The following is a 14669-nucleotide window of genomic DNA, read 5'->3' on the forward strand; positions in this document are numbered from 1 at the left end:
CTTCAATGGATACGAAGTCCATGGACTCCCGCCTGCGCGGGGCTGACGGTCGCTGAGTGCATCGCCACCGCCGCACACCCGTCCAATTCGTTCAGCTCGACAGATGCTCGATCGCGGCGACGCTGCCCAGACGCTCGGACAGGCGCTTAAGCAGGGCGAGACGGTTGGCGCGCAGCGCGGCATCGTCGGCATTGACCATCACGCTGTCGAAGAACGCATCGACCTGCGGCCGCAGCCGTGCCAGATGCGTCAGCACCGAGACGTAGTCGCCATGCGCCAGCGCATGACCGGTCTCACCGCGCACTGCTTCCACCGCCTCCGCCAGCGCGGCCTCGGCCGGCTCGCGCAGCAGCGCGGGATCGACGTCGCCCGGAATCGCGATGTCCGCCTTGCGCAGGATGTTGCGGATGCGCTTGTCGGCCGCAGCCAGCGCGTCGGCTTCGGGCAAGACGGCGAAAGTGCCGATGGCATCGATGCGACGGTCGAGGTCGTAGAGCGACTCCGGGCGCAGCGCGGCGACCGCGTTGAACTGCTGCACGGTCACGCCCTTGTCGGCGTAGTAGCCCTTCAGGCGGTCGAGGATGAAGTCGTAGAGCTCGTCGACTTCTCCAATGGAAAGGGCACGCTGATTGGACTGTGAGGTGCTGACATCGGCGCCTTTGGCGATTGCCTCTTTCGCTGCTGCAACCTTCGCCGTTAGGGCTGTATTCGATACGGCTTCGATCGCCAGCGTATGCGCATCGATAAGAAGCGACTTCAGATCAAGATCGAACCCGCTCTCGATCAGCGTCCGCGCCAGACCCAGCGCATTGCGCCGCAGCGCGAACGCATCCTTGTTGCCGGTCGGCTTGAGACCGGCCGCGAAACCACCGGCCAGGGTGTCGAGACGCTCGGCGATCGCCAGCACCTTGCCAAGCGGAGACAGCGCGATGTCATCGCCAGCAAACCGCGGCTGCCAGGCTTCGTCTAGAGCGTTCGCCAGCGACGCGCGATCGTCGTCGGACAGGCCGGCGAGTGCCGAATCCTGCTTGGCGTAATAGCGGCCCGCGATGCCCTGCAGTTCCGGGAACTCGTTGACCATGCGCGACTGCAGATCGGCTTTCGACAGCAATGCGGCCTGCTTCGCGAGCGCGGCATCCACACCGACCTGCGGCGCGATGACTTCTGCCAGCGCGGCCACGCGCACGGTCTTGTCGGCGACGCTGCCCAGCTTGGCCTGGTAGGTCACGGTTTTCAGGCCGTCGTTCATCGCCGACAGTCCCTGCTTGAGGTCCTCGTCGAAGAAGAACTTGGCATCGGCGAAGCGCGGACGGATCACGCGCTCGTAGCCCTTGGCCACCTCGATCGGATCCCGCGACTCGATGTTCGCGATGCCGATGAAGTGCTCGGTCAGGCGTCCGTCCTGCAGCACGGGGAAGAACTTCTGGTTCGCTTCCATCGTCGCGATCAAGGCTTCCTGCGGCACCGCGAGGAACTCGTGCTCGAACGTGCACGCCACGGCCTTCGGCCATTCGACCAGGCAGTTCACCTGCTCGAGGTTGTCCTGCTCGATACGCGCATCGCCACCGAGCGCGCGGGCGACGCCCTCCACTTCCTGGACGATCCGGGCGCGGCGCGCATCGGCGTCCACCAGCACCTTCGCGTTGCGCATGACGTCGACGTAATCACCCGGCGCGCCGATCTCGATCGCGGCGTCGTGCATGAAGCGATGACCACGACTCGTGCGACCGCTGCGCACGCCGAACAGTTCGGCATCGACGATCGTTCCGCCATGCAGCAGCACCAGCCAGTGCACCGGCCGCGCGAACGCGTAGGTGTGGGCGCCCCAGCGCATCGGCTTGGGAATCGGCATCGCCGCGATCGCTTCGCGCAGCACGTCCGGCAGCAGCGCCGCCGTCGCGGCGCCCGGCGTCACCGCGCGATGCACAAAACGCTCGCCCTTGGCGTCGCTGGTCTTCTCCAGCGCCGTCCAGTCGATACCGGCCTTCGCCGCGAAGCCCTGCAACGCCTTGGTCGGATTGCCGTCGGCATCGAGCGCGATGCTGAGATACGGACCCAGCACTTCCGAACGCTGCTCGGGCTGCTCGCTCGCGACACCGGGCAGCAGCACGGCGAGACGGCGCGGCGTGTACAGCGGCTTCGCATCGCCGCGGTCGACCGCGACGCCGCGCTTGTCCAGCGCTGCGATCACACCGTCGAAGAACGCCTGCGCCAAGCCGGGCAGCGCCTTGACCGGCAGTTCTTCGGTGCCTAGTTCGATGAGGAGGGGATGCATGTCAGTCATGGCGACAACCTGTTCCAGTGCTGTAGCCCCTCTCCCACCGGGAGAGGGGTTGGCGTGAGGGCGCTTTCGCGCAGCCTCATCCGGAGAATCGAGTGGTATGACGCGCGAGGCTCAGACAGCGTCCTGCGCGCGCTTCAGCCCCGGAAATCCCATCGCCTCGCGCTGCGCGTAATAGGCCTTGGCGACGCCCTGCGCCAGCGTGCGCACGCGCAGGATGTAGCGCTGGCGTTCGGTCACGCTGATCGCGCGGCGCGCATCGAGCAGATTGAAACTGTGGCTGGCCTTGGTGACCTGCTCGTAGGCCGGCAACGGCAGGCCCAGTTCCACCAGCTTCAGCGCCTCGGCCTCGCACTCGTCGAAGCGGCGGAACAGGACTTCGACATTCGCGTGCTCGAAGTTGTAGGCGCTCTGCTCGACTTCGTTCTGGTGGTAGACGTCGCCGTAGGTCACCGGCGTGCCGTCGGGGCCGTACGTCCACACCAGGTCATAGACGTTGTCGCAGTTCTGCAGATACATGCACAGGCGCTCGAGACCGTAGGTGATCTCGCCGAGCACCGGCTTGCACTCGATGCCGCCGGCCTGCTGGAAATACGTGAACTGCGTGACTTCCATGCCGTTGAGCCAGACTTCCCAGCCCAGACCCCAGGCGCCGAGCGTCGGCGATTCCCAGTTGTCCTCGACCAGGCGCAGGTCGTGCACCTGCGGATCGATGCCCAGTGCCTTCAACGAGTCGAAATACAGCGCGACGATGTTGTCCGGATTCGGCTTCATCGCCACCTGGTACTGGTAGTAGCGCTGCAGGCGGTTCGGGTTGTCACCATAACGGCCGTCGGTCGGGCGGCGGCTCGGCTGCACGTACGCGGCATTCCACGGCTCGGGGCCGAGCGCGCGCAGGAACGTTGCCGGATGGAAGGTGCCCGCGCCCACCTCGAGGTCCAGCGGCTGGATCAGCACGCAACCCTGTTTGGCCCAGTAGGCGTTGAGCGTGAGGATCAGCTCCTGGAACGTCGGTCCGGTCATCAAGAAAATCGCGTCTGCGGCGGCGCGCTAGTATAGCGGGCCGCATCAAAGCGCCCGACGCACCGTGCGCCATGGAGGACCCGGCTTGAACGATCCGCGCGCTCCGCAGCATTCGACCGGCACCCGTGCGCCCGCCGTCTTCGGTGGCCGTCTGCCGCCGGGCCGCCTCACCCTCGAACCCGTGATCGACGCACTGCTGGCCGATGGCCTGCTGACGCCGGCCGATGCCGACCGCGCACGCGTAGGCGGTCGCAACACGCGCGGTCTCGACACCGTGCACCCGCTGGTACTGCTGGCCAATCTCAAGCTGCCGTCGGCCCGCCGGCCCGGCACCGAACTCGGGCTCGAAGCGCTGACCGAATGGCTGGCGCAGGCCACCGGCCACATCTATCTGCGTATCGACCCGACCAAGATCGCGGTCGGCGACGTCACCGATCTGTTCTCGCACGCCTACGCCAAGCGCCACCGCATCCTGCCGGTCGAGGTCACACCCGATCGCGCCCGCATCGCCACCAGCGAACCGTTGGCGCTCGACTGGCTGACCGACATCCAGCGTCTGCTGCGGCGCGAGATCGATCTGGTCATCGCCAATCCGCTGGATCTGCACCGCTACACGATGGAGTTCTTCGGCGTCACGCGCTCGATCCGCGGCGCCAAGGACGGGCGCGAGACCAGCAGCAATGCGCCGACGTTCGAGCAGCTGGTCGAGCTGGGCCGCTCGGGCGACGTCAACGCCGACGACCATCACATCGTCCATATCGTCGACTGGCTGCTGCAGTACGCCTACGAGCAGCGCGCCTCCGACATCCATCTCGAACCACGCCGCGACGTGGGCCGCGTGCGGTTCCGCATCGACGGCGTGCTGCACAAGGTCTTCGAAATGCCGCCGCCGGTGATGACCGCCGCCGTCAGCCGCATCAAGGTGCTGGGCCGCATGGATCTCGCCGAGCGCCGGCGTCCGCAGGATGGCCGCATCAAGACGCGTTCGCCTGGCGGGCGCGAGGTCGAAATGCGTCTGTCGACGATGCCGACCGCTTTCGGCGAGAAGGTCGTGATGCGCATCTTCGACCCCGATACTGCGTTCAAGCCGATCGAGCACCTCGGCTTCGATGCCGGCGAAGCGGCGGCGTGGAACGATCTGGTGGCGCGTCCGCACGGCATCGTGCTGGTCACCGGCCCGACCGGTTCGGGTAAGACGACGACGCTGTATTCGACGCTGAAAAAGCTGGCGTCCGACGACGTCAATGTCTGCACTGTGGAAGACCCGATCGAAATGGTCTCGGTCGAACTCAACCAGATGCAGGTCCACAACGCGATCGACCTGACCTTCGCGCAGGGCGTGCGCACGCTGCTGCGCCAGGACCCCGACATCATCATGATCGGCGAGATCCGCGACCTCGACACCGCGCAGATGGCGGTGCAGGCCTCGCTGACCGGCCATCTGGTGCTGTCGACGTTGCACACCAACGATGCGCCGTCGGCGATCACCCGCCTGCTCGATCTCGGCCTGCCGCATTACCTGATCGCCTCCACGCTCAACGGCGTGCTCGCCCAGCGCCTGGTGCGCACCCTGTGCCGGCACTGCAAGGCGCCGCAGCCGGTCGATCCCGAAGGCTGGCGCGCGCTGCTCGGTCCCGACAGCGACGTGCCGCCGCCGGAGACCGCGTGTGGACCAGTCGGCTGTCTGGAATGCCGCAACACCGGTTACTTCGGCCGCGTGGGCATCTACGAACTGATGCCGATCACGCCCGCGCTGCGCGCGAAGATCCAGCCGGACATGGCGCTGTCGGGCTTCAGCCGGACCGCCGTCGGCGAAGGTCTGCGAACGCTGCGCATGGCCGGCGCCGAAAAGGTCGCGCAGGGCGTGACCACGGTGGAAGAAGTGATGACGGTGCTGCCGCCGCGGGAGTAGGCGGCGCGTGCCTCGTGGCGCGTGCTTCGGCGTCAGCGCGGTACGTGCACCTCTCCCACCGGGAGAGGTCGACGCGCAAAGCGCGTCGGGTGAGGGCAGGGTCGTCGAGGCGCGATCCCAGACCAACGCCCAACAGTCCCGATCCGCTACGCTGCGCCGTCTTCCTGTCCCGGCTGCCTCTCGATGTCGTCCGACCGCCCGTTCCTGATCATCGAAACCGGACAGCCCGTGCCCTCGATGCGCCGCTATGGCGGATTTCCGCACTGGATCCGCGTCGCGGCCGGGCTGTCGGAGCGTGACGCGGTGGTGGTCGATGTCGAACACGGCGCGGACCTGCCGAACGCCGATGATTTCGCCGGCGTCATCGTCACCGGCTCCGGCGCGATGGTCACCGACCGCGCCGACTGGAGCGAACGCAGCGCCGCCTGGCTGCGCGACGCGGCACACGCAGGCGTGCCGGTCTTCGGCATCTGCTACGGCCACCAGCTGATCGCCCACGCGCTCGGCGGCGAAGTCGGCCCCAACCCGCGCGGCCGTGAGATGGGCACGTTCGACATCGAAACGAACGACGCGGCATCCGACGATCCGCTGTTCGCCGCCGCCCGCCCGCGGTTCCTCGCCCAGACCACACATCTGCAGAGCGTCCTGCGCCTGCCCGAAGGCGCGACCCTGCTCGCCCATTCCGCACTCGAACCGCACCACGCCTTCCGCTGGGGCGAGCGCGTCTGGGGCGTGCAGTTCCATCCGGAGTTCAGCGCCACTCACATGCGCGGCTACATCCGCGCGCGCTCGGGGCCGCTGTACCAGGAAGGTCTCGACCCGGTCGCACTGGTTGCAGGCGTGCGGGCAGCGCCCGAGGCGCGGGCGGTGTTGCAGCGATTCGTCCGCTTTGCAAGCGCGCTGCCGCGCGACTGACTTTTTTCGCCGTCATGCCCGCGCGGGCGGGGCTTTCAACGGACGCATGTCCGGTAATCCAGGGAAGTTGCTTTGCTTCGGCTCCGAGGTGCGGCCGCGGTTGCCGTGGCTGTGGCAGTTGCCGTTGCCGTTGCTCCGCTCTTGCTTCCGCCGTTGACTTCAATCGAGCCGTAAAGCGAGCCGAGCATCGCAGGGCGGCGGGGTCGGAGAGCAGCCCATGTCTGAGCGCAGCGAGTTTGGGCTGCGTGCCCCGTCGACCGAGAAGCGCAGGGGACCGCCGCGGCTCCATCGCGGCGGATCGCGTCCGGCGAAGGGACCTTTTGGTTCCTTTTGGGTCCATCCAAAAGGGACTCGCACGCGCAGCGAGCGAAAGCACTGCACTTGCTCGTGCCTCTTCGTTTGTCGCATCGCGACTTTGATGTTCAAAGCAAAAAACCAATCGCAGGAGCGAAGATCAAAGACAGGGCTTCCGCGCTGTCGCGCGGCTTACTTTTGTCTTGGCAAAAGTAAGCAAAACCGTCTTCGCCGGACGCGAGCCGACGCGATGAAGCCGCGTCGGTCCCCTCCGCTCCTCGCCTGACGCGGCACGCAGCCCAAACTCGCTGCGCTCAGACATGGGCTGCTCTTCGGCCACGCCAGGCTCCGGTGCTCGGCTCGCTCTACGGCTCGATTGAAGTCAAAGGCTGAAAGCCGAAGCCGAAGCCGAAGCCGAAGCCGAAGCCGAAGCCAGAGCCAGAGCCAAAGCCAAAGCCAAAGCCAAAGCCAAGGGCTAGAGCCAGAGCCAGATCAAGACGGATTACCGGATATGCGTCCGTTGAAAGCCCTGCCTTCGCGGGAATGACGGCGTGGAAGCGGAAGCTGCGAGCCTCGCTGCCCGCTGCCCGCTGCCCGCTGCGCAGTGAAAGCTGTTGTTAGAAGAGGGCGGGGTATGCCGAAGCAAACCGCCGCCCTCGCGGCTGAACACACAGCGCATCCCAGCGGCGTCTCCGATGCATGCGATACGATGACGCCCTTCGTGGCGCGCCCACGCGACAGACACCTGGAATACGGCGGAAATGACGACTCGGACGGTAGGGGCCGGCCACGGCTGGAAGTGGATCGTGCAGGGCGTCAATGTGGGTCGGTCCAATCCGCGCGCGGTGTACGGCGCGACGGCGATCGTGGCGCTGCTCGCGCTGATCCCGAACGTGTTGCAGGCGATCGCGCAGGTCGCGTTCGGGCTCGATGCCAGTACCCAGGTCATGCTGATCGGCGCCACATCGCTGGTGTCGATCATCGTCTATCCGCTGCTGATCGCCGGCGTGCTGCATGTCATCGACGCGGCCGAGCACGGGCGTCCCGCGCAGCCGACCGATCTGTTCGCAGTGTTCACCGGCGGCAATGCCGGGCGCCTGATCGGGTTCGGCGTGCTGATGGGCGCGCTCTACATCGCGACGTTCTACGCGCTGGTCAGTGCGTTCGGCGACGGTGTCGTGGACTGGTACATGCAGGTACTGACGATCAGCCAGGAAATGAGCGCGCAGACCGGGCCCTCCACGCCGCCGGATCTGCCGCTGCCGCCGGCGGGGATCGGCCCGCTGATGGCGCTGGCGATCTTCTTCGGCGTCTATTACGCGACGGTCTACGCGATCGGCCTGGGCCAGGTCGCGCTCGGCGGGCGGCCGGTGCTGCAGGCGTTCACCGACGGTCTCGGCGGTGCACTGCGCAATGTGCTGCCGGTGGTCGTGGCCGCCGCGATCGCGATGGCCGGTGGGTTCGCACTGATGCTCGCGTTCGCGATGGTCGTGACCATCATCAGCGTCGTCGCCAGCCTCGTGCATCCGGGCCTCGCCGCGCTGCTCGTGCTGCCGCTGTATCTGATCCTGCTGCTGATCCTCTACATCGTGATGTTCGGTGCGATGTATGCGATGTGGCGCGATGTCTGCGGCCCGCAGGACGACGCCTCGACCGGTGGCCCGACGCCGGGCACCGGCAGCCCCGACAACAGCCGCATCGAGCTCTGACGACGCCCGCCTAGTACCCGAGCGTCGCGTCCAGCGCGGCGGCGACGCTCTGGTCGATCTGGTGCATCAGCAGCGCCAGCAGCAGGAAGAACACCGGCGGCTGCAGCACCAGCCACAGGCGTGCCGGCATCGGCATCGGCGCATCCGTCAGCCGCACCACGTGGGTGCCGGCGATGCGGTCATGCAGGGCCTGGTAGCGCGGCGCGCGTGCGGCCATCAGATGGCCGATGTTGAGGCTCACCCACGACAGCAGGCCGGCCGCGGTGCGCAGGCCGGCGCGCACGTAGCCCGGCGGTAGTCCGTCGTCGTCGACCACCTGCAGACCGAGCAGGCGCTTGCCCGGCGTGGCCTGCCAGCGCGAGCCCTCGAAGGCGGTGAACCACACCAGCGCGAGCAGTGCGAACACCGCCATCGTCGGCAGGGTCAGCGAGGTGATCGCCAGCGCCAGTGCGGTGGTCGCGACCTGCAGCGCAGGATCCGCCATCCATGCCTGTAACAGCGCGGCCGGCGACGCGGCGAGGTCGAGTGTCTGCTGCATCAGTGCGGCCATCGCCTGCGCCAGTGCATCGATCGCGCGTCCGCAGGTCTCGAGTGCTTCGCACAGGCGCCGGTGCATCAGCGCAACGACCAGCACACCGATCGCCGCCGCATCCAGCGACCACGCCGTGTAGCGGCGCAGCAACGGTGTGGGCGCGGCGACCGGCGGGCTCATGCCTCGTCGCGCACCGCGCCGGGTTTGGGCGCGAGCAGGCGCGCGGCGATGATGCCGGCCTCGTAAAGCAGGCACATCGGAATCGCCAGCATCAGCTGCGACACGACATCGGGCGGGGTGATGATCGCGGCCAGCACGAACACGCCGACGACCGCATACCCGCGCGCCTCGCGCAGCTGGTCGGTGGTCACCCAGCCCAGCAGCACCAGGATCACCAGCGCGACCGGCAGCTCGAAGCTCAGACCGAACGCGAGGAAGATCACCAGCACGAAATTCAGATAGGCGTTGATGTCGGTCATCATCGACACGCCATCGGGCGTCACCAGTGTCAGGAACTTGAACACCGACGGCAGCACGAGGAAGAACGCGAACGCGCAGCCGATGTAGAACAGCGCGACCGCGGACGCCAGCAGCGGCATCGCGAGCCGCTTCTCGCGCTTGTACAAGCCCGGCGCGACGAAGGCCCAGGCCTGGTAGAGCAGCCACGGCATGGTCACGACCAGCGCGGTGAAGAACGCGAGCTTCAGCGGCGCGAAGAACGGCGACGCGACTTCGATCGCGATCAGGTGCGCGCCTTCGGGCAGCTTGTCGAGCAGCGGCTGGGCGAGCAGGCCGTAGAGTTTGTTCGCGAACGGCAGCAGGCACAGCAGCACGATGCCGGTGCCGGCCAGACCGCGCATCAGGCGCATGCGCAGTTCGATCAGATGGTCGATCAGGCTGCCTTCGCCGCCGTCTTCGTCAGCGTGCAGCGCCACGATCGGTCTCCTCGTCGGCGATGGCTGTCACCGGAACCGGCGGACGCGTGGGATCGCCGGCGATCGCGTCCGGCGGCAACGGCGGATCCGCAGGCGGCGCGGGATCGGGCAGGGCGTCGAGGCTGCGATGCGTCGCCGGCGGCTCGCTGGACATGCGACGCGCCTGGGCGACGAGATCGCCGGCTTCCTTGCGGACTTCGTCCAGACTGCTTCGCGCGTGCTGCTCGGCGTCGCGCACTTGAGTGCCGACGTCTGCGATGGACCGCTGCGCATCGCGCACGCTGCGCTTGAGATCCTCGGCCGCGAGTTCGCGTTCGAGTTCCGACTTCACCGAATACCACTGCGCGCGCGCACGGCGCACCCACAAGCCCGCGAAACGCGCCGCCTTGGGCAGCCGCTCGGGACCGAGAATGATCAGCGCGACCAGCGCGATGATCATCAGTTCGCCGGTACCGATTCCAAACATCGACCGCTAACCCGCGTCAGCGCGGCGGCAGGTCGTCGTGGCGCGTCCTGTCGGCCTCGCGGGCCGCGGCGTCCTGCTGCGAACGGTCGTCGAGACGCTCGGGGGTCTCGTCGTCGTGCATGCCTTTCTTGAAGCCCTTCACCGCTTCGCCGAGATCACGGCCGGCGCCGCGCAGCTTCTTGGTGCCGAAGACCAGCAGGACGACAACGAGAACGATGGCCCAATGCCAGATGCTGAAACTGCCCATGGCGGGATTCCGGGAGCTGCGGGTGGTCTCGAAGGATAACGCACCGCACCCGCACGCAGCGTGCGGGTGCGCGCTGCACTTCAGTATTCGGGCAGCGGTTCGACGGTCGCCGGCTGATCGTCGACGTTCTGGAAGCCCTGCGTCGACGGCTGGCCTTGCTGCGGCTGCACCGGCGCGGTGGTGGCTTCCGGCACGTCCTGGATCGCCGGCGTGTACGCGGGCTGCTGCGCGCTGCGCGCGACCGGCACCGCGGTGCCGCCACGCGAGACGCGTGCCGTGGCACTGGCTTCTTCCAGGCGGTCACGGAAATCGACGACCGCGCTCGAAGGCGCGGTGCCCGGACGGTTCTCGAGAATCGCGCGTGGTGTGGTGTTGCGGCCGTAGACGGCGATGTTGGCGTCGTCGTCGATTTGCAGCACCGCACCATCGAGCGCGACACCGGCGAACAGACCACGTGCGCGCGACCACGACCAGATCTCGGCCTTGAGCTGGCCGTCGGTCAGCGCGGCGGCGTTGCGGCCCACCGGCCCGGCGGCCACACCGGCATCGGCGCCGAGGGTGAACTTGCCGTTGACGATCGATTCCAGGCTGCGCTCGTTGCGGAACACCAGCACCACGTCGGAGGACTGCACGCCGGCCTGGAAACCGATGCTGCCGCCGGTGATCTTGACGAAGGACGGGCTCGACCACGTGCCTTCCGGCGTCTTGACCGACATCAGGCCGTGGCCACGACGGCCGCCGATGATCAGGCCCGCTTTGATGGTGTCGGGAATGACGACGATCGCCCGCGCTTCGTCGAGCAGCTTGTCGGGGATGCCCGATTCGGGAATCGCCTGGATCTCGTTGAGCACGCGCACCGCGTTCTGCGCACGGGCGTCTTCGGTCGGACCGGCGACGGCGGGACCTGCGACGAACGCGGTGGCGAGGGCGGCAACCAGCACGGTGTGGCGGAACGGACGGGTCATGGTGGCTCCGGGGCAAGGGCGCGAATCGGACGCGCGCCGGGAAGCGCACGCAGAACGGATTCAGGCTAGTGACGGTGCAATGAATCGCACATGAGTTTTTCCGTGGCACCCGGACGCTGCCATTGCGCCGGTGCGCCTGCCATTCTATGGGGATGTCCGAATCCCCCTCTCCGCACGCCGCGCGCGACGCCGTCGTGCTCGTCAATCTCGGCACGCCCGACGCGCCGACGCCGAAAGCGGTGCGCCGCTATCTCGCCGAGTTCCTGCACGACCATCGTGTGGTCGCGCTGACCCGTTGGCTGTGGTGCCCGATCCTGCATTTCGTGATCCTGCCGTTCCGCTCCCCGCGCGTGGCGAAGCTCTATGCCGGTGTGTGGATGGAGGATGGTTCGCCGCTCGCGGTCCACACCGCGCGTCTCACGAAGGCGGTGCAGACGGAAATGCCCGATGCCGAGGTGGTCTACGCCATGCGCTACGGCAACCCGTCGCTGCGCAGCGTGCTGACGCGGCTGCGTGACGCGGGCCACGCGCGGGTGCAGGTGCTGCCGCTGTATCCGCAGTACTCGACGACGACGACGGCATCGGTGCGTGACGTGGTCGACGAAATCTTCGGCGCCACCGGCATCGCGCAGATGCGCGACGACTACCACCTCGATCCGGACTGGGTCGACGCCGTGGCCGGATCGATCCGTGCGCACTGGGACACGCATGGCCGCGGCGAGCGTCTGCTGTTCTCCTTCCACGGCATTCCACAGCGGCTGGCCGATGCCGGTGATCCGTATCCGATGCAGTGCCGCGCGAGTGTCGATGCGATCGTGCAGGCGCTGGACCTCGCGCCGGATGAAGCGATGCTGACGTTCCAGTCGCGCTTCGGCCGCGAGCCATGGCTGCAGCCTTATACCGACGAAACGCTCAAGGCGCTGGGCGGCGACGGCATCCGCGTGATCGATGTCGTGTGCCCGGGCTTCGCGGTGGACTGCCTGGAAACGCTGGAGGAGATCGCACTGCAGAACGCGGAAATCTTCCACTCGCACGGGGGCAAGGACCTGCGTTACATCCCCTGCCTCAACGACGCACCGGTGCATGCGCGCGCGCTGGCCACGCTGACGCGTCGCGATCTGGAGCTGCGCGCATGAGCGACGTCGCACAGGCGCAGCCGTTCGAGGTCGACATCGGGATCGGCACCGTGCGCGGCCTGCGCTTCGGCACCGTGGGCGCGCGTCGCGTGCTCGCGCTGCACGGCTGGCTCGACAACGCCGCGAGCTTCGTACCGCTGTCCGCGTATTTCGACGGTCTGGATGTCGTCGCGCCGGATCTGCCCGGACACGGCCGCAGCGCGCACATGCCGGTCGGCACCGACTACACCTTCGTCGGCGCCGTGCACCAGGTGCTCGACATCGCCGACGCGTTGGGCTGGGAGCGTTTCGCACTGCTCGGGCACTCGATGGGCGCAGGCATCGCCAGTCTCGTTGCCGCCGCGGTCCCCGAACGCATCGAACGTCTGGTCGCGATCGAAGCGCTGGGCGCGCTACCGGAGATCGAACCGGAAACCGTGCCGCGCCTGCGCGAAGCGGTGATCTCCTCGCGCAGCCTGGGCACGCGTCCGTTGCGCGTATTCCCCGATCTCGAAGCGCCGATCCGCGCGCGCATGCGGGTCAATGCGCTCAGCGAACCCGTCGCGCGCCTGCTGGTCGAACGGGGTGTGCAGCCCGTCGAAGGCGGCCACGTCTGGTGCAGTGATCCGCGTCTGACGATTCCCACCGCCGTGCGCATGACGCCGGGCCAGGTCGACGCGCTGATCGCCGGCATCGAATGCCCCACGCGTGTGATCTACGCCGATCCGCCGCAGCCCTATCTGCCCGAACCTGACCGCTCCCGTCGCGCGCGTCTGCTGCCCGACGGCGAGCTCACCGTCATCGCGGGCGGCCATCATCTGCACATGGAACAGCCTGCGGAAGTCGCCGCCGCGATCGGGGATTTCCTGCGGCGTTGAGCGGTGGCGGCCTGCGCCGCGTCACCTCTGGAGTCGCGCCGCGCCATCCTGCAGCTGCAGATTGACGATCACCCCCGCATCTTCCGACGGTTGCGCCGGCTGGTTGCGGTCGAACGCGAACAGTGCACTGCGGCCATCCTTTTCGAACGCGAGCACCGCACTGTCGCCGCCGTGATGCGTGGCGAGCCGACGCTGCCAGCCGTCGTGTTCCATCGCGCGGCGGGTGTCCTGCGACAGCGCCACCACCTCGCCTTCGGCGAGCAGGCTGATGATCTGGGTGCCCGGCATCTCGGTCAGCGTGTCGATCGCGTAGCGCGCGGGCAGATGCACGTCACTCGGGAAGTCCGCGGGCAGAGCCAGCGAAGTCGTCCGCTGCGCGACGGGCGGCGCCGGCGTCGCCGCAACGCGGTCGCCGCGCGCATCGAAGCGGATCGTGGTGCCCAGCGCATCGCCGGGTGGGCGGCAGCCGGGCAGCACGACGACGAGCAGCAAGGCCAGGCACAGGCGGACCATCGGGTTCTCCGGCGGCACTGGCCGCTCATCCCGGTCAACGCGAGCGCGGCGGGGAAGCGGCCATCGGGCCGCTCGCCCGGCCTCCGCTCAGGCCAGCAGCGCGTGCAGGTCGGCCTTGAGGCGGCGTCCGCTGTCGCGGAAGTAGTCGCGCGTGTCGCGCCATGCCGGGCAGCGCGCTTCGACCTCGGCCCAGAACCGGCGCGAGTGGTCGGCATGGATCAGATGACAGAGCTCGTGCACCAGCACGTACTCGAACGCCGAGGGCGCCCCGAGCACCAGCGACAGGTCCAGATTGAGCGTGCCGTCCGGCGCCAGTGAGCCCCACTGCGAAGACATCACTTTCAGGCAGATGCGTCGGGGGGTGCGCGGCAGGCCCGGCAGATAGGCCGGCAGCCAGCGGCCGATGTCGGCGCGGGCCTGCGCTTCGTAGAACTCGCGCAATGCGCGTTGCAGCGCGGCGGGACCGGCGTGCTCGGGCGACGCGAACGTCAGCGCGCCGTCGTCGTCCATGCGTACATGGCTGAACCGCCCGCTCTCCCACCGCAGCGGATGCAGTGCACCGCGCAGCGGCAGCTGCGTGGTCACGCCACGCTGCAGGGGCAGCGCTTCGCCATGCGCTGCGATCTGCGCGGCCAGCCAGGCGCGGTGCTGCTGCAGGAAGGCATCGCCGGAGACGAGGCTCGCGCGCAGCGGCAGGGTCAGGCGCGCGCCGCGTTCGCTGACGCTGAGCCGGATGCGACGCGCGCGCGGATCGCGCACGCGCAGCACCTCGATCTCGCGCCCGTCCTCGAGCGTCAGACGGAGCGAGTCGCGCTGGATCGAAGCGGGCTTCGCGGAACGCGACAACAGGCGCGACAGGGACGGCATGCGCGGATTGTATGCGC

Annotated in this window: 14 protein-coding genes; 5 read left to right on the forward strand and 9 right to left on the reverse strand. The window is 68.0% G+C overall.

The genetic code is table 11. The features are described from left to right. Positions 1-91 precede the first annotated feature (91 nt). Together glyS and glyQ are read right to left on the reverse strand one after the other, a co-directional pair. The gene (gene glyS, locus LU699_RS09835; RefSeq protein ID WP_232136824.1) at positions 92-2284 is read right to left on the reverse strand and encodes a glycine--tRNA ligase subunit beta; all 2193 of its coding nucleotides are present in this window, start codon (positions 2282-2284) and stop codon (positions 92-94) included. Between the two features lie 111 nt (positions 2285-2395). After that, complete coding sequence (gene glyQ / locus LU699_RS09840; protein WP_232136825.1) at positions 2396-3304, reverse strand: glycine--tRNA ligase subunit alpha; 909 nt, start codon at positions 3302-3304, stop codon at positions 2396-2398. 274 nt (positions 3305-3578) lie between these two features. On the opposite strand from glyQ, the gene LU699_RS09845 reads away from it, so the two are divergent. From LU699_RS09845 to LU699_RS09855, 3 genes are all read left to right on the forward strand, one after another. Continuing rightward, complete coding sequence (locus tag LU699_RS09845) at positions 3579-5216, forward strand: GspE/PulE family protein (protein ID WP_484497516.1); 1638 nt, start codon at positions 3579-3581, stop codon at positions 5214-5216. Positions 5217-5399: 183 nt separating this feature from the next. Beyond that, positions 5400-6131, forward strand: a complete 732-nt coding sequence (locus LU699_RS09850) for a glutamine amidotransferase (RefSeq protein ID WP_232136826.1) — start codon at positions 5400-5402, stop codon at positions 6129-6131. Between the two features lie 1055 nt (positions 6132-7186). After that, entirely contained in the window at positions 7187-8134 is a 948-nt protein-coding gene (locus LU699_RS09855) for a hypothetical protein (RefSeq protein WP_232138389.1), read from the forward strand. Between the two features lie 10 nt (positions 8135-8144). Here the strand turns inward: LU699_RS09855 and LU699_RS09860 are convergent, their stop codons facing one another. From LU699_RS09860 to LU699_RS09880, 5 genes are all read right to left on the reverse strand, one after another. Continuing rightward, positions 8145-8846 (reverse strand): RDD family protein, encoded by a 702-nt coding sequence (locus LU699_RS09860; protein ID WP_232138390.1) that lies wholly within the window; start codon positions 8844-8846, stop codon positions 8145-8147. Continuing rightward, complete coding sequence (gene tatC / locus LU699_RS09865) at positions 8843-9595, reverse strand: twin-arginine translocase subunit TatC (protein WP_268738839.1); 753 nt, start codon at positions 9593-9595, stop codon at positions 8843-8845. Before tatC ends, LU699_RS09860 begins: the two co-directional genes overlap by 4 nt. Further along, positions 9585-10067: a Sec-independent protein translocase protein TatB gene (tatB, locus tag LU699_RS09870; RefSeq protein WP_232138392.1), complete on the reverse strand. Its 483-nt coding sequence runs from the start codon at positions 10065-10067 to the stop codon at positions 9585-9587. The genes tatC and tatB overlap by 11 nt, the downstream gene beginning before the upstream one ends. Before the next feature lie 16 nt (positions 10068-10083). After that, the gene (gene tatA / locus LU699_RS09875) at positions 10084-10314 is read right to left on the reverse strand and encodes a Sec-independent protein translocase subunit TatA (RefSeq protein ID WP_232138394.1); all 231 of its coding nucleotides are present in this window, start codon (positions 10312-10314) and stop codon (positions 10084-10086) included. A gap of 80 nt (positions 10315-10394) precedes the next feature. Continuing rightward, positions 10395-11279: a lipid-binding SYLF domain-containing protein gene (locus LU699_RS09880; RefSeq protein WP_232138396.1), complete on the reverse strand. Its 885-nt coding sequence runs from the start codon at positions 11277-11279 to the stop codon at positions 10395-10397. A 152-nt stretch (positions 11280-11431) separates the two neighbouring features. Here LU699_RS09880 and hemH point away from each other — a divergent pair, with 152 nt between their 5' ends. Next, entirely contained in the window at positions 11432-12415 is a 984-nt protein-coding gene (gene hemH / locus LU699_RS09885; protein WP_232138397.1) for a ferrochelatase, read from the forward strand. Next, positions 12412-13272, forward strand: a complete 861-nt coding sequence (locus LU699_RS09890; RefSeq protein ID WP_232138398.1) for an alpha/beta fold hydrolase — start codon at positions 12412-12414, stop codon at positions 13270-13272. Before hemH ends, LU699_RS09890 begins: the two co-directional genes overlap by 4 nt. 21 nt (positions 13273-13293) lie before the next feature. On the opposite strand, the gene LU699_RS09895 is transcribed toward LU699_RS09890, so the two are convergent. Further along, a complete protein-coding gene (locus LU699_RS09895) occupies positions 13294-13785 on the reverse strand; it encodes a hypothetical protein (RefSeq protein WP_232138399.1) in 492 nt (163 codons plus the stop codon). Positions 13786-13872: 87 nt separating this feature from the next. After that, complete coding sequence (locus tag LU699_RS09900; RefSeq protein ID WP_425491161.1) at positions 13873-14643, reverse strand: M48 family metallopeptidase; 771 nt, start codon at positions 14641-14643, stop codon at positions 13873-13875. Between the last annotated feature and the right edge of the window lie 26 nt (positions 14644-14669).

The sequence above is a fragment of the Luteimonas fraxinea genome (genome assembly GCF_021233355.1).
Taxonomy (GTDB): domain Bacteria; phylum Pseudomonadota; class Gammaproteobacteria; order Xanthomonadales; family Xanthomonadaceae; genus Luteimonas; species Luteimonas fraxinea.

Excerpts from the sequence above, each read along its gene's own strand:
- glyS (WP_232136824.1), bottom strand. The coding sequence starts at position 2,284 with ATGACTGACATGCATCCCCTCCTCATCGAACTAGGCACCGAAGAACTG.
- glyQ (WP_232136825.1), bottom strand. The coding sequence starts at position 3,304 with ATGACCGGACCGACGTTCCAGGAGCTGATCCTCACGCTCAACGCCTAC.
- LU699_RS09850 (WP_232136826.1), top strand. The coding sequence starts at position 5,400 with ATGTCGTCCGACCGCCCGTTCCTGATCATCGAAACCGGACAGCCCGTG.
- LU699_RS09855 (WP_232138389.1), top strand. The coding sequence starts at position 7,187 with ATGACGACTCGGACGGTAGGGGCCGGCCACGGCTGGAAGTGGATCGTG.
- LU699_RS09860 (WP_232138390.1), bottom strand. The coding sequence starts at position 8,846 with ATGAGCCCGCCGGTCGCCGCGCCCACACCGTTGCTGCGCCGCTACACG.
- tatB (WP_232138392.1), bottom strand. The coding sequence starts at position 10,067 with ATGTTTGGAATCGGTACCGGCGAACTGATGATCATCGCGCTGGTCGCG.
- tatA (WP_232138394.1), bottom strand. The coding sequence starts at position 10,314 with ATGGGCAGTTTCAGCATCTGGCATTGGGCCATCGTTCTCGTTGTCGTC.
- LU699_RS09880 (WP_232138396.1), bottom strand. The coding sequence starts at position 11,279 with ATGACCCGTCCGTTCCGCCACACCGTGCTGGTTGCCGCCCTCGCCACC.
- hemH (WP_232138397.1), top strand. The coding sequence starts at position 11,432 with ATGTCCGAATCCCCCTCTCCGCACGCCGCGCGCGACGCCGTCGTGCTC.
- LU699_RS09890 (WP_232138398.1), top strand. The coding sequence starts at position 12,412 with ATGAGCGACGTCGCACAGGCGCAGCCGTTCGAGGTCGACATCGGGATC.
- LU699_RS09895 (WP_232138399.1), bottom strand. The coding sequence starts at position 13,785 with ATGGTCCGCCTGTGCCTGGCCTTGCTGCTCGTCGTCGTGCTGCCCGGC.